Source organism: Rhodanobacter sp. B2A1Ga4 (assembly GCF_018101315.1).
Classification (GTDB): domain Bacteria; phylum Pseudomonadota; class Gammaproteobacteria; order Xanthomonadales; family Rhodanobacteraceae; genus Rhodanobacter; species Rhodanobacter thiooxydans_A.
The window spans coordinates 35,817-60,252 of the sequence record NZ_JADBJR010000005.1; the positions used below are offsets into that span (position 1 = coordinate 35,817).

The 24,436-nt window shown below is 66.9% G+C and carries 16 protein-coding genes and 1 riboswitch; of the genes, 12 read left to right on the forward strand and 4 right to left on the reverse strand.

Translation table 11 applies throughout. The annotated features are described in order from the left end of the window. The first annotated feature begins 147 nt into the window (after positions 1-147). Genes IMW82_RS14895 through IMW82_RS14910 form a run of 4 tightly spaced genes read left to right on the forward strand, consistent with a single transcriptional unit; the run spans position 148 to position 5,905 of the window. Positions 148-1,164 carry an NAD-dependent epimerase/dehydratase family protein gene (locus IMW82_RS14895; RefSeq protein ID WP_108472050.1) on the forward strand — a complete coding sequence of 339 codons (1,017 nt, stop codon included), beginning with the start codon at positions 148-150 and terminating at the stop codon, positions 1,162-1,164. Then, complete coding sequence (locus IMW82_RS14900) at positions 1,130-2,521, forward strand: glycosyltransferase family 2 protein (RefSeq protein ID WP_211005126.1); 1,392 nt, start codon at positions 1,130-1,132, stop codon at positions 2,519-2,521. Before IMW82_RS14895 ends, IMW82_RS14900 begins: the two co-directional genes overlap by 35 nt. Continuing rightward, on the forward strand, positions 2,518-3,924 hold the full coding sequence (locus tag IMW82_RS14905; protein WP_211005127.1) for a tetratricopeptide repeat protein: 1,407 nt from the start codon (positions 2,518-2,520) through the stop codon (positions 3,922-3,924). Before IMW82_RS14900 ends, IMW82_RS14905 begins: the two co-directional genes overlap by 4 nt. Positions 3,925-3,943: 19 nt before the next feature. Next, a complete protein-coding gene (locus tag IMW82_RS14910; RefSeq protein ID WP_211005128.1) occupies positions 3,944-5,905 on the forward strand; it encodes an acyltransferase family protein in 1,962 nt (653 codons plus the stop codon). 21 nt (positions 5,906-5,926) lie between these two features. Here the strand turns inward: IMW82_RS14910 and IMW82_RS14915 are convergent, their stop codons facing one another. Beyond that, entirely contained in the window at positions 5,927-6,961 is a 1,035-nt protein-coding gene (locus IMW82_RS14915) for a LysR family transcriptional regulator (protein WP_211005129.1), read from the reverse strand. A gap of 123 nt (positions 6,962-7,084) precedes the next feature. Here IMW82_RS14915 and aceB point away from each other — a divergent pair, with 123 nt between their 5' ends. Together aceB and aceA are read left to right on the forward strand one after the other, a co-directional pair. Then, positions 7,085-8,698 (forward strand): malate synthase A, encoded by a 1,614-nt coding sequence (gene aceB / locus IMW82_RS14920; RefSeq protein ID WP_211005130.1) that lies wholly within the window; start codon positions 7,085-7,087, stop codon positions 8,696-8,698. Positions 8,699-8,759: 61 nt separating this feature from the next. Beyond that, entirely contained in the window at positions 8,760-10,055 is a 1,296-nt protein-coding gene (gene aceA / locus IMW82_RS14925) for an isocitrate lyase (protein ID WP_211005131.1), read from the forward strand. Positions 10,056-10,091: 36 nt separating this feature from the next. On the opposite strand, the gene IMW82_RS14930 is transcribed toward aceA, so the two are convergent. The 3 genes from IMW82_RS14930 to IMW82_RS14940 form a co-directional block, all read right to left on the reverse strand. Next, a complete protein-coding gene (locus IMW82_RS14930) occupies positions 10,092-11,879 on the reverse strand; it encodes a sodium:proton antiporter (RefSeq protein ID WP_211005132.1) in 1,788 nt (595 codons plus the stop codon). A 148-nt stretch (positions 11,880-12,027) separates the two neighbouring features. Then, complete coding sequence (locus IMW82_RS14935) at positions 12,028-13,521, reverse strand: YifB family Mg chelatase-like AAA ATPase (protein WP_211005133.1); 1,494 nt, start codon at positions 13,519-13,521, stop codon at positions 12,028-12,030. A 148-nt stretch (positions 13,522-13,669) separates the two neighbouring features. Continuing rightward, complete coding sequence (locus tag IMW82_RS14940; RefSeq protein ID WP_056389254.1) at positions 13,670-13,930, reverse strand: accessory factor UbiK family protein; 261 nt, start codon at positions 13,928-13,930, stop codon at positions 13,670-13,672. Positions 13,931-14,110: 180 nt separating this feature from the next. Between IMW82_RS14940 and glnK the strand changes: the two genes are divergently transcribed. The 6 genes from glnK to IMW82_RS14970 all read left to right on the forward strand — a co-directional run bounded on the left by glnK (position 14,111) and on the right by IMW82_RS14970 (position 24,297). Beyond that, positions 14,111-14,449, forward strand: coding sequence for a P-II family nitrogen regulator (glnK, locus tag IMW82_RS14945; RefSeq protein ID WP_108472059.1), 339 nt, complete (start codon positions 14,111-14,113; stop codon positions 14,447-14,449). An 89-nt stretch (positions 14,450-14,538) separates the two neighbouring features. Next, positions 14,539-14,755, forward strand: a riboswitch (cobalamin riboswitch). Positions 14,756-14,908: 153 nt separating this feature from the next. Continuing rightward, entirely contained in the window at positions 14,909-17,338 is a 2,430-nt protein-coding gene (locus tag IMW82_RS14950; RefSeq protein ID WP_211005134.1) for a ribonucleoside-diphosphate reductase subunit alpha, read from the forward strand. Positions 17,339-17,397: 59 nt separating this feature from the next. Continuing rightward, positions 17,398-18,423, forward strand: a complete 1,026-nt coding sequence (locus IMW82_RS14955; RefSeq protein ID WP_108472061.1) for a ribonucleotide-diphosphate reductase subunit beta — start codon at positions 17,398-17,400, stop codon at positions 18,421-18,423. A gap of 232 nt (positions 18,424-18,655) precedes the next feature. Next, positions 18,656-21,901: a TonB-dependent receptor gene (locus IMW82_RS14960; protein ID WP_108472062.1), complete on the forward strand. Its 3,246-nt coding sequence runs from the start codon at positions 18,656-18,658 to the stop codon at positions 21,899-21,901. A 163-nt stretch (positions 21,902-22,064) separates the two neighbouring features. Further along, entirely contained in the window at positions 22,065-22,451 is a 387-nt protein-coding gene (locus IMW82_RS14965) for a BlaI/MecI/CopY family transcriptional regulator (RefSeq protein WP_211005135.1), read from the forward strand. A 1-nt stretch (position 22,452) separates the two neighbouring features. Continuing rightward, positions 22,453-24,297, forward strand: coding sequence for a M56 family metallopeptidase (locus tag IMW82_RS14970; protein ID WP_211005136.1), 1,845 nt, complete (start codon positions 22,453-22,455; stop codon positions 24,295-24,297). Positions 24,298-24,436: the final 139 nt, after the last annotated feature.

The following is a 24,436-nucleotide window of genomic DNA, read 5'->3' on the forward strand; positions in this document are numbered from 1 at the left end:
TGCAGACCCGGCTAATAGCATGAATCAATACGTCATGGCACGGCACGTGCTTACCAATAATCACAGAAAATGTGATACTCATCACATTAGTTGAAATGTCCTGCGACTCCGTTACCAGGCGCAGGACACACAAGGGGGAATCCGAACATGCACGTGTTGATCACGGGCGGGGCCGGTTTTATCGGCTCCCATCTGGTAGCGCTGCACCTTGCGCGCGGGGACAAGGTCCACGTGGTGGACGACCTGTCGACCGGGCTGCGCGCCAACCTGGCGTCCTTCGAGGCGTCGCCGAACTTCCGCTTCGACGAGGCGGACATGCTGACCTGGCCGCTGCTGCAGCAGGCTGCCGCCTGGGCGGACCGGGTCTATCACCTTGCCGCCGTGGTCGGCGTGTACCGCGTGATCGCCGAACCGACGCGCGTGCTGGCCACCAACATCGCCGCCTGCGAACGGTTGTTCCGCACCATCGCCGCCAGCGGCTGGCAACCGCAGGTGGTAGTCGCCTCCAGCTCCGAGGTCTACGGCCACCGCCATGCCGAATTGCTGACCGAGGACATGGACCTCAGCGTATCCACCCGCGCCGGCACCCGCTGGAACTATTCGGTCAGCAAGATCGCCGATGAGGCGCTGGCCCTGTCCTATGCGCAGAAATTCGGCATCCCGGTGCTGGTGGCGCGCTTCTTCAACACCATCGGCCCGCGCCAGACCGGCCGCTACGGCATGGTCGTACCGCGTTTCGTGGAGCAGGCGGTACGCGGCGAGCCGATCACGGTGTACGGCGACGGCGAGCAGACCCGTTCGTTCTGTGACGCGCGCGACAACGTGCGTGCGCTCGACCTGCTCGCTTCGCGCGAGAGCGGCGACGCGCTGGTGGCGAACGTGGGCAACGACCGCGAGATCAGCATGAACGCACTGGCCGAGCTGATCCGCCAGCGCGCCGACAGCGACTCGCCGATCACCCACGTGCCGTACCTGAAAGCCTACGGCGAAGATTTCGAGGACATCCAGCGGCGCCGGCCGGACCTGACCCGGCTGCGCACGCTGACCGGGTTCCAGCACCGCTACACGCTGGAAGACACGCTCGACGAGCTCATCCGCGAACGACGCATCTCCCTGACAGGCAGCGAACATGGCCACCGCACCCTGGTTTGTCATCAGTCCTAACGCGCTACTCAGCGTGATCGGGTTGCTGCGCGGTCCGGACCGGACCGTGCCGACGCCTGCGCAGGACTGGCGTACCGCCACGGTGGACGTGGTCATCCCCGCCTACCGCGAGGCGGAGAACATCGCCCATTGCCTGGTCTCGGTGGCGCGGCAGACGCACAAGCCGCGCAACATCATCGTCGTCGACGACGGCAGCAACGACGGCACCGCCAGCCGCGCCGAGCTGACCGCGCAACGGCTGGGCATGAAGATCACGGTGATCCGGCGGCAGGCGTCGATCGGCAAGACGCCCACGCTCAAGCGCCAGGCGCGCGAGTTCGACGCCGACGTGGAGTTCATCCTCGACGGCGACACCTTCCTGGAATCGCCGGACTACATCGCCCGCTGCGTCGAGGAACTGTACAAGGGCGTCGGCATCGCCTCGGTCTGCGGCCGCGTGCTGCCGATGCGCCTGTCCGACCGCCGCCGTCTCGCGGAAACCCCGGAATACACCGTGGTGCTCGGCGGCAGGCCGTATGTCGACCCCAAGTCCAGCCGTTCGCGCCTGCAGCTGATGTGGTGGGGCCTGACCAACATCTACCGCGACTGCCTGTACCGCTTCCTGCAGGGCTTCGTGTTCCATGGCCAGGTGGTCTTCTTCGGCGGCATCACCAACCCGGTGGGTTGCGCCGTGGCTTACCGCCGTGAATACGTCAAGGACCTGTTCGACCGCTACGAGCCTCAGTTCGGTGACAACCTCACCAACTCCGAGGACATCTTCATCGGCTTCGCGCTGATCAACCAGGGCTATCGCAACGCCCAGCTGCTGGACGTGACGGCGCGCTCGGAGGAGCCGCTGGCCACGCGGCTGCCGCGGCAAATCTCGCTGTGGTCGTCGTCTTTCCTGCAGAGCTGCTACTACTTCGACGCGCTGGTGCGCAGCCCGTTCAAGGTGTTCGCGCGCATGCGCCGGCGCTGGCACGAAAAGCAGGGCGAGCACGGCAAGCACATCCAGGAGCTGCGCAAGGTCCAGGAGCCGTACCGACAGGCGTTCGGCGAGGAAGTCACCAAACGCTACGGGCGCCCGCTGGGCTGGATCATCTTGATGTCCGCCTTCGAGAAGATCGGCTTCCCCACCGCGTTGATCGTGATGGCCCTGCTGCGCTGCTGGGAACCGCTGCTTATCACCCTGCTGGCGGAATCGGCGCTGTCGCTGATCGTGTTGACGGTGATCTCCCGCGGCGAGCGCTGGAAGATGCTGGGCAAGGGTCTGCTGGTGACACCGCTGCGCTACGTCCTGATCCTGGCCGAGATCCGCACGATCGGCCAGTTTGCCATCGACCTGTGGATTACGGGGAATCGCAAATGGCGCAAATGAAATCCCTCGCCTGGCTCGTCGGCGCGCTGCTGGCGGCGCCGGCCGGTGCATGGGCACAGAACCCTGCCGTCCAGCCGCTGGACACGCAGGCACGGGCGCTGATGTGGACCGGCCACGCCGATGCCGCCACGCGGACGATGCGCGAATACGTCGCCGGGCACCCCGGCGACCAGGCCGCCGTGCTCGACCTGGCGCGCTACCTGACCTGGAGTGGCGACTATGCCGGCGCCCGCGACGTGCTGGACGCCCATCCGGAAGCGACCCGCAGCAGCGAAGGCCAGGTCGTGCTCGCGTCGGTGCTGGCCTGGGGTGGCTTGATCCGCACGGCGCAGCAAGCCAATGCGGCGCCGCTGGCCGCCGACCCGAACGGCCTGCTGCCCAACTACGCGCAGGCGATCGCCTTGCGCCAGTCGGCGCGACCACGCGAAGCGCTGCCCTACGTCGAGGCGGTCAAGCGCGCCAGGCCGGACGGCAAGGATGCGCGCGACCTGGAGCGTTCGGTTCGCATCCGCACCGATTCCCTCGTGGCGCTGGACTACCAGCACGGCTCCGATTCGGACGACCTCGAGCGCTCGCAACCGACCCTGCGCGCGGAACTGGCGCAAGGCGAGGCGCTGCGCTGGACGGCCGAGCTCGGCCGCTGGAACTACCGCGCGCCGCTGAGCAGCCCGTTCGCCAGCCTCACCGGCGCCCGCTCGCTCGATGAGAACCGCGGGCTGGTCGGGCTGCGCTACGCACCGTCCCTGTACACCACGCTCAGCGCGGCCATCGGCCGTTCCTCGATCGACGGCGGCGGCACCACGCTGTGGCGGCTCGGCGTGGACCAGCGTTTCAGCGACACCTTCCGCGCCGACCTGCTGGCCGACCATGATCGCGTCGCCGCCTCGCCACGCTCGCTCTCGCTGGGGCTGGACCGTACCAGCGTCACCGGTCACGCGCAGTGGACGCCAGACTTCCGCTGGACCGGCGACCTGTGGCTGCGTCGCGACCATTTCAGCGACAGCAACAACAGCACGGACTGGAATGCCGCCATGCGTCGCGCGGTCGTGCGCCAGCCCGGCATCATGCTGGACCTCGGCGCCAACGCGGAGCACTTGTCGTTCGACCACAACCCCGGCCACGGCTACTACGCACCGGACAACTACCGGCGCTACGCGCTGACCGCCAACCTCTACGTCGGGCTCGGCGAAGACGTCGGCCTGTCGGTGCAGGCGGGCCTGGGCCGGCAGCGCGACGAGACCTTCACCGCATGGCGTCGCGCCAACGACATCAGCGCATCGCTGGTGGTCGGCATTTTCTCGCCGTGGCAACTGAGCGTGAACGCCGGCTACAGCGAGCGGGTGCTCAACACCGGCGCATACGAGGGGCGCAGCTGGGGCCTCACGCTGACCCGCCGTTTCTGAGGGTCTGCGCGGGACGGGCATGGATGCAGGCAGGCCGCCGTTGCGCAGCGATATCCAGGCCCTGCGTGGCCTGGCCGTGCTGCTGGTGATCCTGCAGCACGCCCGCGCCGGCTTCATCGGCGCGGGCTGGCTGGGCGTCGACATCTTCTTCGTCATTTCTGGTTTCCTGATCACCGGCCTGCTGGCCAGGGACATCGGTCAGGGCCGCTTCCGCTTCGCCACGTTTTACTTCCGCCGCGCCAAACGGCTGCTGCCGGCCGCGTACGTCACCTTTGCGGTGACCGCGGCAGCCGCGTTCTTCCTGCTCGATGCCAGCGAATGGCAGGATTTCACCCGGCAACTCGCCGGTGCGGTGAGCTTCACCGGCAACTTCGTGCTGCTGCAGCAGACCGGCTACTTCGCGGGCACTGCAGCGCTCAAGCCGCTGCTGCACGTGTGGTCGCTGGCGGTGGAGGAGCAGTACTACCTGCTGTTGCCGGCGGCGCTGCTGCTGGTGCCGCGGCGCTGGTGGTTCGCCGGCAGCGTGCTGGTGCTGGCGGCCAGCTTCGCACTGTGCGTGGTGCTGAGCTACTCGCGGCCCGAGGCGGCGTTCTACCTGTTGCCCACACGCGCCTGGGAGCTGGCGATCGGCTCGCTCGCGGCGCTGGCCGGCGCACCGGGCCCACGCCGGCAGGCCTGGGTGGCGCGCCTGTTCCTGCCGGCGCTGGCCGCGCTGTTCGTGGTGCCGGTGTGGCCGCTGCCCGCACCTCATTTCGCCAACATCGCGATCGTCTGCGTGGCGACCCTGGTCGTGATCATGCGTCGGCACCCCGAGTTGCAGGACCGGCCGCTGCCGAACGTGCTGGCCGCGGTCGGTGACGCCTCCTACTCGCTGTACTTGGTGCACTGGCCGGTCTTCGCCCTGCTCAACAATGTCTACGCCGGCGACCCGTCCTTCGGCACGCCTGCGCCGGCGGTCCTGGCGGGCGCAGTCGCGCTGGCGCTGCTGCTGGGCTTCGCCCTGTACCGCGGCGTCGAGCGGCCGCTGCGCCGGCTTGAACTGCATTCGCCGGGACGCTGGTCGCTGGCCGCACTGGCCGCTTCGCTGGGCCTGGCACTGCTGCCGCTCACCCTCGCCGCGCGCAGCGGCACCCATGCGCTGCGCGGGCCAGCGATCGACTACGCCTGGCTACGCCGCGACAACGTCGGCTTCGACGCGGTGTGTGACGGCTACCAGCGCCTGGAATACACCATGCGCTGCAGCAACGCGGCACACCCGGCCACGATGATCTGGGGCGACTCGTTCGCCATGCATCTGGTGCCGGGGCTGGCCGCCACCATGCCCGGCGGGGTGCTGCAGGCCACCAAGAGCGCCTGCGGGCCGCTGCTGGGTCTGGCACAGATCTACCGCGTGTACACCCGCGAGTTCGCCGAGCGCTGCCTGAGTTTCAACGACTCGGTAATCGCCTACCTTGCCGCGCACCCGGAGATCCGCACGGTAGTGCTGTCCAGCCCGTTCTACGAGTACTTCGACCCGGCGCGGCGCATGCTGCACGTGGTTGACGGGCAGGCGCGAGTGGAACCGCCCGATGCAGACACCGCGCTGGCGGCACTGGCCGCCACCATCGGCCGGGTCCGTGCGCTGGGCCGCCGCGTGGTGATCGTGGCGCCGCCACCGGGCGACGGCTTCGACTACAGCCACTGCCTCGAGCGCAAGGCGCGCAACCGCACGCTGTTCGGCCGCTTCATCGACTGCGACATCCCGCTGGCGCAGTACCGTGCCAGCAAGCGCCGGGTGTTCGCCTTCCTGCAGCGGATCCACGCACAGGCCGATGTCGAGGTGGTGTCGTTCGATGCGTTCCTGTGCGACACGAAGGCGTGCCGCACCGAACTGGACGGTACCTTCCTGTACCGCGACGACGGCCACCTGTCGTACGACGGCTCGCTCCTGCTCGCCCGGCGCATGCACCTGGACGCACTGATCGCGAAGGCGGCGCGCTGACCCGGCTCACGCGGGCGCAGCTCAGCGCCCCGAATGCCCCGGCTCGTCGTAGTCGCGATGGGTCAGCAGGCCGGGGCGGATCAGGTCGATGAAGGCGCGCGCCTCGGCGCTGAGGAACTTGCCCTTGCGCATCACCACGCCGTAGCTGCGTTGCGGGAAAAACTGCTGCATGTTGCGCACGGCCAGGCGCGCGTGGTCGGCCGCGGTGATGCAGATGCCGGTGACGATGGATATTCCCAGGCCCATCGCCACGTATTCCTTGATCACGTCCCAGCCGCCCACCTCGATCGCCACGTGGTATGGCACCTGGCGCTGCTGGAACACCAGGTCGACCAGGCGGTAGGTGGACAACCGTTGCGGCGGCAGAATCAGGCCGTACGGCGAAATATCCTCCAGCGTGATCTTGTCCTTCGCCGCCAGTGGATGGTCCGGCGGCATGATCAGCATCGGGTCGTAGTGCTGTACCGGCGCCCAGGCGATGTCGTTGGGCACGTCCAGCATCGAACCGACCGCGAAGTCGGCCTCGTCCGCACGCAACAGCGCCAGACCGTCCTTGCCGGTGACGTTGGCCAGTTGCAGCTGCACGGCCGGATGCTGCTCGCGGTAGCGGCGCACCAGCTCGGGCAGCAGGTACTGGATGGTCGAGGTACCGGCGGCGATGGTCAGTCGGCCGGCCTGCAGGCCCTTGACCCGGGCCTGGAAGTCGCGGTCCAGCGTGTCCCAGCCCTCCACCAGCGGTCGCGCCAGCTCGTACAGCGCCTCGCCCGCGTCGGTGAGGTTGATGCGCCGGCGGCGGCGCTCCAGCAGGCTCACCCCCAGTTCGCGCTCCAGCGCCTGCAACTGCAGGCTGATCGTGGGCTGCGACAGGAACAGCGCCTCGGCGGCACGGGTCAGCGTACCCAGCTTCACCACGCTGACGAAGGCGCGCAGCTGCTTGTGGCGGTTGCCCTTGTAATAGAAACGGCCGACATCGGCAGGCTCACCGCCGGTGCGCTTTTTTGCTGCGCTGCGGTGTATTTTTTTTGACTTGTTCGGCGCGACCGTGTGCTTTTTCATCGAGGTATTTCAGTAAATTGCATTACAGATTGATTTTATCAATATTAGTGATTGAAACATTCACTTTGTCAAACACACGATTACTGCCCTAGCTTCGAGTCACCCACGACCCGGAGCGAACCCATGGCAGTCCCGCAGGAACGACTCGAACTCGGCAGCGTCGAGATCCACGCCGACCCGGCCAGTTACGCAGGCATCCTCACCCCCGCGGCGCTGGATTTCCTGGCCCGGTTGCACCGCCGCTTCGAGTCCACCCGGCAGCAGTTGCTGCAGGCCCGGCGCGAGCGCCAGGCCGGCTACGACGCCGGCGGCCTGCCGGACTTCCGCGCCGATACGCTGGCGATCCGCGAGTCCGACTGGGCCGTGGCACCGATCCCGGCCGCGCTGCAGGACCGCCGCGTCGAGATCACCGGCCCGGTCGAGCGCAAGATGATCATCAACGCGCTGAACTCCGGCGCGAAGGTGTTCATGGCCGACTTCGAGGATTCCTCAGCGCCCACCTTCGCCAACCAGCTCGACGGCCAGCTCAACCTGCGCGACGCGGTGGACGGCACGATCGGCTTCACTTCGCCCGAAGGGAAGAGCTATCGCGTCAACGACAACCCGGCCGTGCTGGTGGTGCGCCCGCGCGGCTGGCACCTGCACGACAAGTTCTTCAGCGTGGACGGCGAGCCGATGGCCGGCGCGCTGGTCGACTTCGGCCTGTTCGTGTTCCACAACGCCCGCGCACTGCACCGCCGCGACCGCGGCCCGTACTTCTACCTGCCCAAGCTCGAGGCGATGGAGGAAGCCGCGCTGTGGGACGCCGTGATGGCCGCCGCCGAGGACGAGCTGCAGCTGCCGGTCGGCACGATGAAGGCCACCGTGCTGATCGAGACGCTGCCGGCGGCGTTCCAGATGCACGAGATCCTGCATGCGCTGCGCCGTCGCGCGGTCGGCCTCAACTGCGGCCGCTGGGACTACATCTTCTCGTACCTGAAAACCCTGCGCGGCCATCGCGACCGCCTGCTGCCGGAGCGCGGCCAGGTGCAGATGACCGCGCCGTTCCTGAAGGCCTACTCCGAACTGCTGATCCAGACCTGCCACCGCCGCGGCGCGTTCGCGATGGGCGGCATGGCGGCGCAGATCCCGATCAAGGGCGACGACGCAGCGAACGAGGCGGCACTGGCCAAGGTGCGCGCCGACAAGCTGCGCGAGGTCAAGGCTGGCCACGACGGCACCTGGGTGGCGCACCCGGCGCTGGTGCCGGTGGCGCAGCAGATTTTCGATGAGTACATGCCGACGCCGAACCAGTTGGGCGTGCTGCGCACCGACGTGCAGGTGAGCCGCGAACAGCTGCTCGCCGCACCGAACGGCACGATCACCCGCGCCGGCTTCGACAACAACGTCGAGGTCTGCCTGCGCTACACCGCCGCCTGGCTGGACGGCCTGGGCTGCGTGCCGATCCACCACCTGATGGAGGACGCCGCCACGGCCGAAATCGCTCGCGCGCAGCTGTGGCAGTGGCTCCATCATGCCGACGACTCGAACACGGACGCACTCGAGTTCCCCGACCACGCACCGATCGACTTCGCCCTGTTCGATCACGCCGTGGCCGCCCACACCCATCGCCTGCAGGGCAGCCAGCACCCCGGTGCCGCCCGCGCCGACGCCGCTGCCTCCCTGCTCAGCGCGATGACCCATGCCGACCAGCTCGGCGACTTTCTCACCCTGCCCGCTTACGAACAACTCGCCTGATCGACCTCGTGGGAGCGCACAGCGTGCGCCCCTGCAACAACGCCATCACCGGAGCCACGCCATGAAGACCGCCCTGCCCACCGCCGAACAGATCTCGCTGGACTGGAACAACAACCCGCGCTGGGCCGGCGTCCAGCGCAATTACTCCGCCGAGGACGTGGCGCGCCTGCGCGGCACCGTCGCCGTCGAACACTCGCTGGCCCGCCGCGGCGCCGAGCGGCTGTGGAAATCGCTGCACAAGGAAGACTTCGTCAATGCGCTGGGTGCGCTCACCGGCAACCAGGCGATGCAGCAGGTCAAGGCAGGCCTGCAGGCGATCTACCTCTCCGGCTGGCAGGTCGCCGCCGACGCCAACGTGGCCGGCGAGATGTACCCCGACCAGTCGCTGTACCCGGCCAACTCGGTGCCACTGGTGGTCAAGCGGATCAACAACACGCTGCTGCGCGCCGACCAGTTGCACCATGCCGAAGGCAAGGACGAGATCGACTGGCTGGTGCCGATCGTGGCCGACGCCGAAGCCGGTTTCGGTGGCGTGCTGAACGCATTCGAGCTGATGAAGGCAATGATCGAGGCCGGTGCCGCCGGCGTGCATTTCGAAGACCAGCTGGCCTCGGTGAAGAAATGCGGCCACATGGGCGGCAAGGTGCTGGTGCCCACGCGCGAGGCGGTCGACAAGTTGAACGCCGCGCGCCTGGCCGCCGACGTCGCCGGCGTGCCGACCCTGATCGTGGCGCGCACCGACGCCGACGCCGCCGACCTGCTGACCTCCGACATCGACGCCAATGACCGCCCGTTCATCACCGGCGAGCGCACCGTCGAGGGCTTCTTCCGCGTGCGTCCCGGCCTGGATCAGGCGATCAGCCGCGGCCTCGCCTACGCGCCGTACGCCGACCTGATCTGGTGCGAGACCAGCAAGCCGAACCTGGATGACGCGCGCCGCTTCGCCGAAGCGATCCACGCGAAATTCCCGTGCAAGATGCTGGCCTACAACTGCTCGCCCAGCTTCAACTGGAAGAAGAACCTGGACGACGCGACCATCGCCAACTTCCAGAAGGAACTGGGCGCGATGGGCTACAAGTTCCAGTTCATCACCCTGGCCGGCTTCCACAGCCTCAACTACGGCATGTTCGACCTGGCGCATGGTTATGCGCGCCGCCAGATGACCGCCTTCGTGGAACTGCAGGAAAAGGAATTCGCCGCCGCCGAGCGCGGCTTCACCGCGGTCAAGCACCAGCGCGAAGTCGGCACGGGTTATTTCGATGCCGTCACCCAGGCGATCCAGCAGGGCCAGTCCTCGACCACGGCGCTGAAAGGTTCGACCGAGGAGGCGCAGTTCAAGCAGGCATCGGCGGCCTGACGCAAGCCATGGTGTAGCAGCGCACGGGGTGCGCTGCTACACGCTGGACGGTGGCACCAGCGCGATGACCGTCCAGCCCGGCTTCGGCTCCAGCTCACGCCTGGTCGAAGCCACCCGCAACGCGCCTTTCTCCTCCACGCCGAACATCAGCACGCTGTTCGAGCCGTATTGCTCAATGAAGTGCGGCCAGTCGAAGGTGACGGTCAGTTTCGTCGATTTGATCCGCCAGCCCTGCTCCATCATCTCGGCGAAGCGGCCGTGGGTCATTTCCTCGTCGAACAGTGGCGGCGCCAGCAGGCTGCCGGCCAGCGCCGCGCGATCGGTATTCTCCTGCGGCGTGAGGTTGCGCAGCCGGTACACCTTCGCGCGGCCGAATTCCTGCCGGTAGTGCACGCAGGCCAGCGAGTTGCGCTCGCGATGGGTAGACACCGCCAGCAGCCGGCCGATGCCGGTGAGATCGAGGTGGCGTTCGGCATGCGGCGAGGCCGGGTTGCCGAAGAACGTGGCCAGACCTTCCATCCGCGCCAGTCGAATGCCGTCCCAGTCGTCGTCGGCCAGCACCATGCGGAAACCGGCCTCGTGCAGCGACTTGCCGATCGCACGGGCGACCGCATCCGAGCCGAAGACCAGCACGCCGCGCGGCTCCGGCTCCGCCACCTTCAGCCAGATCGCCAGCGGCCGCGCGGTGGCGCTCTGCAGGATCACGGTGCCGATGATCAGGGTGAACACCAGTGGCACCAGCGCCTCCGCGCCGGCCACGCCGAGCTGGTCCAGGCGCAACGCGAACAACGCGGAGACCGACGCCGCCACGATGCCGCGCGGCGCCACCCAGCCGATCAGCGCGCGCTCGCGCCAGTTCAACCCGCTGCCGAAACTCGAGAGCGCCACGGTCAGCGGGCGCACCAGGAATTGCGCGATCAGGAACAACACGATGCCCGCGCCCAGCATGCCGTCCGGCAGCGGCCAGTGCAGCCGCGCCGCCAGCAGGATGAACAGCAGCGACACCAGCACGGTGGTGAGGCTTTCCTTGAAGTCGAGGATGTCGTCGATGTGCACGCCGCGCAGGTTGCCCAGCGCGATGCCCATGATCGTCACCGCCAGCAGCCCCGACTCGTGGGTCAGCGTGTTGGAGATGCTGAAGGCCAGCAGCACCGCCGCCAGCACCGCGTAGTTCTGCAGGTACTCGGGGATCATCTGCCGACGCAGGAAGAACGCCATCAGCCAGGCGGACAACGCGCCGATGCCCACGCCGCAGCCGATCGTGGCGATGAACACACCGATGGTGTGGCCCTCCTGGCGCGACACGATCGCCTCGTAGATCAGCACCGCGAACAGCGCGCCCAGCGGGTCGATCACGATGCCTTCCCAGCGCAGCGTGTTGGCAATGCGCGCGTTCGGGCGCAGCGTGCGCAGCATCGGCGCGATCACCGTCGGCCCGGTCACGCAGGCCAGCGCACCGAACAGCAGCGCGATCGGCCAGGCCAGCCCGGCGACGAGATGGGCGGCCAGCGCCAGCATCAGCAGTGAAGCGATCGCGCCATAGCTGACCAATCCACGCACCGCCTTGCCGATCCCTGGCAGTTCGTGGAAACGCAGGGTCAGGCTGCCCTCGAACAGGATCAGCGCCACCGCCAGCGAGACCATGGGGAACAGCAGCTCGCCCAGCAACTTGTCCGGATCGAGCATGCCACCGACCGGTCCCAGCACGATGCCGGCCAGCAGCAGGAACAGGATCGCCGGCAGCTTCACCCGCCACGCCAGCCACTGCGCCAGGAAACCGATCATCAGCATGCCGGCGAGCATCAGGCCCAGCTCGATCGTCATCGCAATCCTTGGACACCTCGGGCCGCCATCGGAACACGCGGCGGTGCACACGTCCAGCGCCTGAAAAGCAGAGGAGTGCGGCGTGAGGCGTGAGCAGGAGCGGATGCGTGTTTTCCCCGCTGCCCACTTCCCTGCACGCACTCCCGCCCTAAAACCGGCGGTACTGCAGCGCCTCGGCCAGGTGTTCGCGCTCCAGCAACGCGGCGCCGCCATCGAGATCGGCGATCGTGCGGGCTACCCGCAGCACGCGATGATAGGCGCGGGCGGACAGGCCCAGCCGCTCCAGCGCCGATTCGAACCAGCGCCGCTCGGCCGGCCCCAGCGCGCAGTCGCGCTCCAGTTCGCGCGTGCTGATCTCGGCGTTCGGCCGGCCCGCGCGCATCAGCGATTGCCGCCGTGCCTTGAGCACGCGCGCACGCACCGTGGCGGAATCCTCGTCGCGTTCATTGCGTGGCGTACCCAGCTCCGCCAGCGGCACCGGCGGCACTTCCACGCACAGGTCGATGCGGTCCAGCAGCGGTCCGGAGATGCGTGCGCGGTAGCGCTGGATCTGGTCCGGCGTGCACTGGCAACGGGGACTGCCGGCGTAGCCGCAGGGGCAGGGGTTCATCGCCGCGACCAGCTGGAACTGCGCCGGAAACATCGACTGCCGCGCCGCCCGCGAAATCATGATGTGACCTGACTCCATCGGCTCGCGCAGCACTTCCAGCACGTGCCGGCTGAACTCGGGCAACTCGTCCAGGAACAGCACCCCGTTGTGCGCCAGCGAGATCTCGCCCGGGCGCGGATACGAACCGCCGCCGACCAGCGCCACCGCCGACGCGGTGTGATGCGGCGCGCGAAAGGGCCGCCGTCGCCAGTGCTTCGGATCGGTGACCTGGCCGGCCACCGACAGCACGGCGCAGGTTTCCAGCGCTTCCGACTCCGACAGCGGCGGCAGGATGCCGGGCAGCCGCTCGGCCAGCATGGTCTTGCCAGTGCCCGGCGGTCCCACCAGCAGCAGGTGGTGGCCGCCGACGGCGGTGATCTCCAGCGCGCGCCGCGCCTGCAACTGGCCGCGCACGTCGGCCAGGTCCGGCCCGTCGTCGGCGCCACCGTTGCTGGGAATGCCGACCGGCATCGACAGCTCGTGCGCGCCGCGCAGCCAGCCGCACACTTCGGCCAGGGTGCTGGCCACTCGCACGTCCACGTCCGGCACCAGCGCCGCCTCGGCGGCGTTCTCGAGCGGCACCACCACGCGGCGCCCGCGCGCACGCGCACGCAGCAGCGCCGGCAGCACGCCGGAAACGCTGCGCAGCGAGCCGGTCAGCGCCAGCTCACCGAGGAACTCGCAGTCATCCAGTTTTTCGCGCGGCACCTGGCCGCTGGCGGCGAGGATGCCCAGCGCGATCGGCAGGTCGAAACGGCCACCGTCCTTGGGCAGCTCGGCCGGTGCCAGGTTCACGGTAACGCGACGGCCGGGGTATTCGAAGGCGGTGTTCTGGATCGCCACGCGCACGCGATCGCGCGCCTCGCGCACAGCAGCCTCGGGCAGGCCGACGATATTGGTACACGGCAAGCCGCCGGAAAGATGTACCTCGACCATCACCTGCGGTGCGGCGATCCCTTCCTGGGCGCGACTGAGGGTAACGGCAAGGCTCATGCGGCCGCTGATCGCCGGCGCAGGGGGGATGGGTCGCTGACAGGTACAGACATCGAGCGACTCCATCCAGCAGTGCTAATAAATAACCGCCTCCGATCGTTCTCGGGGTGAGGGTGACGGATCGGAGGCGGCTCCCGGGAGGTGGTTGTCACTGACCCGCGCGGGCAGCCACCGTGGCCTCCAGTTCGGCCACGCGTCGCTCCAATTCGTCGACCTTGGCGCGAGTGCGCGCCAGTACCTGGGACTGGACTTCGAATTCTTCGCGGGTGACCAGGTCGAGGCGGCGCAATCCTTGCGCCAGAACGTCCTGGAAGTTGGTTCGCAAATCCTGATGCGCCTGTGCCACCCCTGGCGGTACCAACGACACAAGTCGCAGGGCAATCTTGTCGATATCCTGCCTATCCATCATGGATAGCGCCTCGAGCTCGTCGAGGTAAATATTAGGTGAACGGAAATCGGGGGCGCCATCGGTATGCTCCGTCAAAGATTGTAAGGATTGTCCTACACGAGCCTCGCTCAGGCGACAACACCCGGCCGGACAGGCAAAATGCCACTTTGGCCCTGGCCGATGCCTTCCCAAGGAAAACCCATGAAGCTGGTCGTGGCGATCATCAAGCCGTTCAAGCTGGACGATGTGCGCGAGGCGCTGGCCGAAGTCGGCGTGCAGGGCATCACGGTCACCGAGGTGAAGGGGTTCGGCCGCCAGAAAGGCCACACCGAACTGTACCGGGGTGCCGAGTATGTGGTCGATTTCCTGCCCAAGATCAAGCTGGAAGTGGCGGTCGCCGACGACCAGCTCGACCGCGTGATCGAAGCGATCCAGGCCTCTGCCCGCACCGGCAAGATCGGCGACGGCAAGATCTTCGTGAGCACGCTGGAACAGGTGATCCGCATCCGCACCGGCGAACTCGATCACGACGCGCTGTAACGCCGCGGCCACCCGCGCCGGCGCCCGCCGCACCCGGCCTGCAATACGACTTATGCACAAGTTGTTGGGTTGACCCTGCCCGGACCACCCGATATGTTGTGTGCGTCGGTGCCCGACCAGATGCGACATCGGTCGGGCTTAAAAGGGAATCCGGTGTGACTCCGGAACTGCCCCGCAGCGGTAAAGCGGAAACGAACGCCCCCACATTGCACTGGCCCTCCGTGGCTGGGAAGCGGGAGCAAGTAGGCGGATCGCCCTGATCCTCGTCCGCAAGTCCGAAGACCTGCCGGCACAGCGGGACGAACGTGTCCCGCTGCGTAGTGACGGCTTCCGCGGGGAAGTGCGTCGTGGAGTCGGTCGCCGTCGGGCGGCCGGCTGGCGCGTCGCCTCCGGAATCGTCGCTATCAGGCCCTGCGCGCGGGAGCAGGTGTTTGATGTCCTTCGCCGGAGCCACCTGCCATGCAAGCCCTCGATACCGCCGAACGCGAGCGCGCCGTTGCGCGCGCCGAATCCCCCATCCCGTCCGCCGATGGAGCCGCCTTCGCACTGACCCCGCCGCACAGCGCGGCATCCATGCACGTGACCAAGCGCAACGGCAGCCAGGAGGCCGTCGACGTCAACAAGATCGTGCGCGCGGTGACGCGCAGCGCCGAAGGCCTGCACGCGGTTGATCCGCTGCGGGTGGCGCTGAAGACCATCGGCGGCCTGTACGACGGCGCCACCACCGCCGAGCTGGACCAGCTGTCGATTCGTACCGCCGCTGCGCTCACTGCCGAGGAACCCGAGTACGGCCAGCTCGCCGCGCGGCTGCTCGGCGCCTACATCGACAAGGAAGTCAGCGGCCAGGAAATCCAGAGTTTCTCGCAGTCGATCGCGCGCGGTGCGGAACTGGGCATCCTCAACGAGCGCCTGCGCGACTTCGTGGCCGCCAACGCGCGCAAATTGAATGACGCGATCGACGTATTGGCCACTCGTCGCTTCGAATACTTCGGCCTGCGCACGGTGTACGACCGCTACCTGCTGCGCCATCCGCAACAGCGGCGGGTGATCGAGACACCGCAGCATTTCTTCATGCGCATCGCCTGCGCGCTGGGCGGCAACGAGATCGGCGAGACGCTGGAGCTCTATCGGCTGCTGTCCTCGCTGGAATACCTCGCCAGCTCGCCCACCCTGTTCAACGCCGGCACCGCGCACGAGCAGCTCAGCTCGTGCTACCTGCTCGACTCGCCGGTCGATTCGCTGGAGTCGATCTACGACAAGTACGCCGACGTGGCGAAGCTTTCCAAGTTCGCCGGCGGCATCGGCCTGGCCTATTCGCGGGTGCGCTCGCGCGGCTCGCTGATCCGCGGCACCAATGGCCACTCCAACGGCCTGCTGCCGTGGCTGAAGACGCTGGATGCCTCGGTCGCCGCGGTGAACCAGGGCGGCAAGCGCAAGGGCGCCGCCTGCGTCTACCTGGAATCGTGGCACGCCGACATCGAGGATTTCCTGGAACTGCGCGACAACACCGGCGACGACGCGCGCCGCGCGCACAATCTCAACATCGCCAACTGGATCCCCGACGAGTTCATGCGCCGGGTCGAGAACGACGGCGACTGGTCGCTGTTCGATCCAAAGGTCGTGCCGCACCTGGTCGACAGCTGGGGCGAAACGTTCGATCGCGCCTATGCCCAGGCCGAAACCGACGGTCTCGCGGTGAAAACCGTCAAGGCGCGCGAGATCTACGCCCGCATGATGCGCACACTGGCGCAGACCGGCAACGGCTGGATGACCTTCAAGGATCGCTGCAACGCCACCAGCAATCAGACGGCCATGCCCGGGAACGTGATCCACCTGTCCAACCTGTGCACCGAGATCCTGGAAGTCAGTTCGGCGACCGAGACGGCGGTGTGCAACCTCGGCTCGGTGAACCTGGCGCGACATGTCGCCAATGGCGCGTTCGACTTCGACCAGCTCGCCGCGACCGTGCGCACCGCGGTACGCCAGTTAAACCGCGTGATCGACCTCAACTACTACCCGATCGACACTGCGCGCAACGCGAACATGAAGTGGCGTCCGGTCGGGCTCGGCATGATGGGTCTGCAAGACGTGTTCTTCAAACTGCGGTTGCCGTTCGACTCGGCCGGGGCGCTGGCGCTGTCCACTCGCATCGCCGAGGAAATTTACTTCCACGCCCTCTCGCAATCGTGCGAACTGGCCGAGGCCGACGGCGCGCACCCCGGCTTCGCCGAGAGTCGCGCCAGCAACGGCGAGCTGCAGTTCGACCATTGGCCGGATGCCGCCCCGCATGACCTCGCACGCTGGGATGCCCTGCGCGAGCGCATCAAGCAGCACGGCCTGCGCAACTCGCTGCTGATCGCGATCGCGCCCACCGCCACCATCGCCTCGATTGCCGGCTGCTACGAGTGCATCGAGCCGCAGGTCAGCAACCTGTTCAAGCGCGAAACCCTGTCCGGCGATTTCCTGCAGGTGAACCGCCATCTCGCCGACGAGCTGAAGACGCTGGGACTATGGACGTCCGAAATCCGCGACGCGATCAAGCTGGCGGAAGGCTCGATCCAGGGCATCGCCGCGATCCCCGAACGGCTGCGCCAGATCTACCGCACCGTGTGGGAATTGCCGCAGAAATCGCTGATCGACCTGGCCGCATCGCGCGGCGCCTGGATCGACCAGAGCCAGTCGCTGAACCTGTTCATGGAAAACCCGAACATCGGGCAGCTCTCGTCCATGTACATGTACGCATGGAAGGCCGGCATCAAGACCACGTATTACCTGCGCTCGCGACCGGCGACGAAGATTGCCAAGACCACGGTAAGCGACCAGGCACAGGCAACCGCGGCTGTCGTTTGCTCGCTGGAGAACCCGGAGTACTGCGAGGCCTGCCAATAACGCTCTTGCCCCTCCCCTGCGATGCAGGGAAGGGCGCCCCTTTCTCAGAAGGAACCGCCATGTCCGCCCAACCCATCCGCAACGCCCACATCCTCGATCCGGGTTTCGAACTCACCCTGCGCCCGATGCGCTACCCCGGCTTCTATGAAAGGTACCGCAACGCGATCAAGAACACCTGGACCGTCGAGGAAGTTGATTTCTCGATGGACACGCGTGACCTCGACACAAAAATGTCCGCCGCCGATCGCCACCTGATCCGGCGGCTGGTGGCGTTCTTCGCCACCGGCGACACCATCGTGTCGAACAACCTGGTGCTGAACCTGTACCAGCACATCAACGCGCCGGAGGCGCGCATGTTCCTCTCGCGCCAGTTGTACGAGGAAGCGCTGCACGTGCAGTTCTACCTCACCCTGCTGGACACTTATATTCCGGACCCGGTCGAACGCAACGCGGCGTTTGCGGCCATCGAGACGATCCCGTCGATCCAGCAGAAAGGCGCGTTCTGCTTCAAGTGGATCGACTCGATCCAGGACCTGCGCCGGCTGGAAACACGCGAGCACCGGCGCCAGTTCCTGCTCAACCTGATTTGCTTCGCCGCCTGCATCGAGGGGCTGTTCTTCTACGCCGCCTTCGCCTACGTCTACTACCTGCGCTCGCGCGGGCTGCTGCACGGGCTGGCCGCCGGCACCAACTGGGTGTTCCGCGACGAGAGCGGGCACATGGCGTTCGCATTCGAGGTGGTGCGCACGGTCCGCGCGCAGGAGCCGGAGCTGTTCGACGACGCCATGCGTGCCCAGGTCGAGGAAATGATCGAGGACGCGATCGCCTGCGAGACGCTCTTCGCCGAAGACGTGCTGTCCGGCGGCGTCGCCGGCATGTCGGTGAGGGACATGCGCCAGTACCTCGAGTACTGCGCCGACCAGCGCCTGGCCCAGCTCGACCTGCCGAAGAAATACGGCGCGAAGAACCCGTTCGACTTCATGGACCTGCAGGATGTGCAGGAACTGGCCAACTTCTTCGAACGCCGCGTCTCGGCCTACCAGGTTGGCGTGCAAGGCGAGGTGGCATTCGACATGGCGTTCTGAGCCATTTATCGCAAATTCTTGCGGGTGCGGATAAGGCACCTGGGACATGCAGGCTTGTCACGGAACGGCATTAGAATGACTCGCCGAGCCGCGGCAAGCAGGCAGCGAATCCTGCAACTGCACTCGTCCGAACCGGGGAAAGCCATCGACGATCCGACACCACCAGGCCCGTTGCCTGGCGGCACGGGCACGGCGGATCTCCCCCGCTGCTGCCCACACTCAAGGATCACCGATGACTACTCCCATCCGCATCAGAGTGCTGCCGTTCGCCATCGCCTCACTGCTGGCCATGGCGCCGGTCGCCGCGCAGAACATCACCACGTCCGGCGTCAGCGGCCGGGTGCTGGACGCCCATGGCCAGCCCGTGTCGGGTGCCACGGTGACGATCGTGCACCAGCCGACCGGCACCACCAAGGAAGTGACCACCGACGCCGATGGCCGCTACGCGGCGCAGGGGTTGCGCGTGGGCGGTCCGTTCGAGATCTCCGCGGCCAAGGCCGGCATGGCCGCCGTGGAGCAGGACAACGTGTTCCTGCAGCTGGGCCAGCCATCGTCGATCAACCTGAGCATGGGTGCCAGTGCGCAGCAGGCAAGCAATCTCGGCGCGGTCACCGTAAACGCCTCGACCCTGGCGCAGACTTTCTCCTCGGACAACAAGGGGCTGTCGACCAACATCTCGCAGCGCCAGCTGCAGGCAACCCCGCAGGGCAACCGCTCGATCGACGACGTGGTGCGCCTGGACCCGCGCGTCACGGTGACCGACCAGGGCACCGGCGCGATCTCCGCCTCCGGCATGAACAACCGCTACAACAATATCGCCGTCGACGGCGTGACCCAGGGCGACCCGTTCGGCCTGAACGCGAACGGCCTGCCCTACCAGAAGTCGCCGATCTCGCCCGAGACGATCGCCGAATACAACATCTCCACCGCCAACTACGACACGTCCTCCGACACAGTCGGCGCCGACGTCAACGCGGTGACCAAGTCCGGCACCAACCAGTTCCATGGCGCGCTGTACTACGCCTACCGCAATGCCAACCACCTGGTCGGCGACGCCGGCTGGCTGCCCAGCGACAACCCGGGCTACCACTACAAGGGCTACCAGAAGGACACCACCTACGGCTTCAACGTCGGCGGCCCGATCATCAAGGACAAGCTGTTCTTCTTCGTCTCGGCCGAGCACGAGAAGACCACCGGCATCGGCGCCGATTCGGCCAACGGCCTGGACGACTCGCTGGGCAACGGTCCGTCCACCAGCAACAAGGTCTCGCCGGGCGACCTGCAGAAGATCATCGACGCGGCCAAGCAGCTTGGCCTGACCCCGGGCACGTTCGGCGGCCCGACCGGGCTGACCTACGACGACAAGCGCTACCTCGGCAAGATCGACTGGAACATCACCAACAACCACCGCGCCAGCTTCACCTTCCAGCGCACCAAGGAGCTGCTGCCCGCGGTAGGCGGCAACAGCCCGAACAGTGTGGGCCTGACCAGCTACACCTATACCAAGACGATCACCACCAACAACTACGTCGCCCATGTGTTCGACGACTGGAGCGACAGCTTCTCCACCGAAACCAAGGTCGGCTTCCAGAAGTTCGTGCAGGACACCGCCGCGCCGTTCCAGCAGCCGGCGGTGAACGTGAACCTGTCGCCGACCGGCAAGGGTCCGTCGGTGAACCTGGGCGAGGAGCGCTTCCGCCACTACAACCACATCGATACCAAGAAGTTCAGCGTGTTCCTGGCCGGCACCTATTACGTCGGCGACCACGCGATCAAGGGCGGCATCGATTACCAGAGCAACAAGATCAACAACCTGTTCGGGCAGACCGAATTCGGCCAGTACAACTTCTGGGGCATCGACAACTTCGCCGCCGGCAACTACAACTCGTACATCCTGTTCCACCCGGCGCCCGGCTACACGCTCAATGACATTGCCGGCAAGTGGACCTACAGCCAGTACAGCCCGTTCCTGCAGGACACCTGGCAGGTCAACGAGCAGTTGTCGGTGCAATACGGCGTGCGCGTGGACATCCCGCATTCCAGCGCGCCGCCGGTCTACAACGCCGCGTTCGCGCGGGCCTTCGGCTACCCGAACAACTACACGGTGGGTCCGGGCAACCGCGTGGTCGAGCCGCGCCTGTCGTTCAACTACCTGTTCGACAGCAGCTACAAGACCCAGCTGCGCGGCGGCGTCGGCCTGTTCCAGACCTCGCCGCCCACGGTGTGGATGACCAACCCGTACCAGAACAACGGCATCACCCTGCTCTCCTACAACACGTTCGATCCCTCGCAGGCGGCGTTCAGTCCGGATCCGTTCAACCAGAACATCCCGGCCGGCGGCGGCGCCGGCTCGATCGATACCATCGCCAGGGACTTCCGCCTGCCGACCGTGTGGAAGGCCAGCCTGGCGCTGGACCGCGAGCTGCCGTGGTGGGGACTGACCGCGTCGGCCGAGTACCAGCACATCCAGGTACGCGACGGCATCCTGTACCAGGCGCTGAACTTCGGCGCGCCCACCGGCGTGCTGCCGGACGGCCGCGAGCAGTTCTGGAAGACGCCGGGCGAGGCGCCAGTCTCGAAGGACGCGCTGGCCAACCAGAACCGTGCCTTCAGCACGCAGTCGACCCTGCTCACCAATACCCACAAGGGCAAGTCGGACAGCCTCACCCTGGCGCTGAACAAGCCCTTCTCGGCAAACTGGTTCGGCAACCTCAGCCTGACCTTCAACCACGCCACCGACGTCGACCCGGGCACCGACACGATCGCCTACAACGGCTACCAGCGCGTTGCCCGGCTGAACCCCAACTCCAACGTCGAGGCCACCTCCAATTACAACGTGGCCAAGGCGCTGAAGGCCTCGCTGACCTGGCAGCACGCGTTCTTCGGCGACTACCAGACCCAGGTGTCGGCGTTCTATAGCGGCCACACCGGCATGCCGTACACCTGGGTGTTCAGCAACGACGCCAATGGCGACAGCATCTCCGGCTGGGACCCGGCCTACATCCCGTCCGCCAACGACCCGAAGGTGACGTACGCGCCCGGCACCAGCCAGCAGCTGATCGACCAGTTCCAGGCATTCCTGGCCAACGAGAAGTACCTCAAGGACCACCGCGGCCAGATCGCCGGTCGCAACGGCACGCGCACCGCTTGGGTGAACGAACTGGACATGAGCTTCTCGCAGGAAGTGCCGGGCATCTTCAAGGGCAACAAGGGCGAGCTGCGTCTGGACGTCTACAACATGCTCAACCTGCTCAACAAGGACTGGGGCCAGCAGCGCAATACCGGCATCTACCCGACCCGCACGCTCGCCAGCTACGCCGGCGTGAACGCGCAGGGCCAGTACGTGTATACGCTGCCGAAAGACAAGAACGGCAACTACCAGCCGCAGCTACTGCAGACCTACGACGGTGGCTTCTACGACCCCAGCCGCGTGGTCTCGCGCTGGTCGGCGATGCTGACACTGCGCTACACGTTCTGAGCGACCCGCCACACGCGACACGAACCGCCGGCGCCTCGATGGCGCCGGCTTTTTTTCGGACCCTGGCAGGGCCGTGCCGCCGCCGGCGTGACCGACGGCCTATTGACTACAGATGTAGTCAAGGCGTACGGTGACTACACCTGTAGTCAAACGGCATTCGGCCATGCGCAAACCCACCATCGGCGACCAGGAACTGGCGCTGCTGCAGCACATCGACGACTCCGGCGCCGCCTCGGTCGGCGAGGTGGCGGCAAGTTTCGGCGAGCCGCGCGGGCTGGCCCGCTCCACCGTGCTGACCATGATGGAGCGGCTGCGCGGCAAGGGTTATCTCAAGCGCAAGCAACTGCGCGGCATGTTCCGCTACAGCACCGCCACTGGCGCCGGCGAAGCGGTGCGCAGCGCGGTGGGCAGCTTCGTCGAGAAGACGCTGAGCGGTTCGGTCTCGCCGTTCGTGGCGTGGATGTCGGAACACGGCGAAGTCTCCGACAGCGAACTGGCCGAACTCGAGGCGCTGGTGGCGCAGCTGCAATCGCGACGCAAGGGAGCATGAGATGAACACTCTCGGCCACCTCGCGGATGTGTTGTTCACCCGGCTCGTCTGGACGTCCATCCAGGCCAGCGTACTGATCGCCGTGGTGCTGCTGATCGTGCGCCTGTTGCCACGACTGCCGGCCGCGCTGCGTTGCTCGCTGTGGTGGCTGGTCAGCCTGCAATTGCTGCTCGGGCTGTGCTGGCACGCGCCACTGGCGCTGCCGCTGCTGGCACCGGTCACCACCAGCGCGAACGAGCCATCCATCCCGGCCGCGCTGGCACGCGAACCGGCAGCGTCCATCGCCCTTCGCGCCACACCGACACCATCACACGAGCCAGCACCACACAGCGTCGCGACAGAGTCACCCCTTTCCTGGCGGGTGCTGCTGCCCCTGCTCTGGCTGACGGCCATGCTGGCGCAATTGCCCCTGCTGGCGCGCCAGTGGCGTCGCTCGCGGCAGTTGCTGGAGCAGGCCGCACCATTGGCCGATGTGCCGATGCAGATCCTGTGCGCGCAACGTGCACGCGCGCTCGGCCTGCGGCGTTGCCCACCACTGTACGTCTGCGCCGATATCGATTCGCCCCAGGTGAACGGCCTGCGCCAGCCGGTGGTGCTGTTTCCCGCCGTGCATGCGATGACGCCCGCCGAATCGGCGATGGCCATTGCACACGAACTGGCCCACCTGCGGCGCGGCGACCTGTGGCTGGGCTGGCTGCCGGCCATCGCCTCGCGACTGTTCTTCTTCCATCCCATGGTGCGGTGGGCGATGCGCGAGTACGCCTTCGAACGCGAGGCCGCCTGCGACGCCGACGTGCTGCGGCAGACCGACACGCCACCCCATGCATACGCCCAGCTGCTGCTGCGCCTGGGCGTATCCCGTCCGATCCACGCCGGTCTTGCCGGCGCGTCCCCCACGTTCCAGAACCTGAAGAGGCGACTGACCATGCTCCAGCATGTTGACCCCGTTTCCCACCGGCATTTGCGCGGATGGCTGCTGGTGGCGCTGGTCGCCATGGCCGGCGTGCTGCCTTACCGCGTCACCGCCGCGAACAGCAAACAGCACAATGCCGCGTCGCCGGTGGCCAGCACCACGGCCGTTGCGCCGGCGGCACCGGTGGCCGCCATGCGATCCGTCCCCCCGGCGCCTCCAGCGCCACCCATGAACACACTACCCGCGCCTCCGCCGCCCCCACCGTCTCGCACGCACAGCTTTTCAGCACACCACGTCAGTATCGAAACCTCGTCCGATGCTGCCTACGGTTTCGCCTTGCTCGATGGCGATTCGGTCACGGTCAACGGCTCGGACGCCGACGTCGATGCGGTGAACCGGCTGCGCAAGGGAAACGAGCCCATCCTGTGGTTCCGTCGCGGCAACAAGTCCTACGTGGTTCGCGACAGCACCTACCTCCAGCGTGCCAAGGCCATCTATGCACCGGTAAGCGAGCTGGGAAGACAGCAGGGTGAGCTGGGTGGCGAGCAGGGACGCCTAGGCGGCGAGCAAGGCGGGCTTGGCGCACGACAGGGTTCGCTGGGCATGCGCCAGGGGCAACTGGCCGCCGAACAGGCCAAGCTGGCAGGCGCGCAGGCGGCGCTGGACATGGATCCACACAACGACAAGCGCCGGGCCGAAGTCGAGGCGGCGCAGACACATCTGCAGGCCGGTGAAAACGACCTCGCTCGGCAACAGGACGAGCTGGCGCGCCAGCAGGATGCGCTCGCCAAACAGCAGGATGCGCTCGGCGCAAAGCAGGATGCGCTGGGCAAACGGCAGGAGCAGGCCACCGCTGAAGCCAACCGGCAGATCAGTGCCTTGATCGACGAAGCACTGGCCAAGGGCGTCGCGAAGCCGACGGCCCTGCGCTGAGCGGAATCACGGCCGCCCCGCGACGCATCGTTTTGCCCTCCCCTGCTCGCAGGGGAGGGCTGGGGCGGGGTCGCTCTTCATCAAGTCAAGGTCAAGAGCGTTACCCCCTCCTGACCTCCCCCTGCTGCGTAAGGGGAGG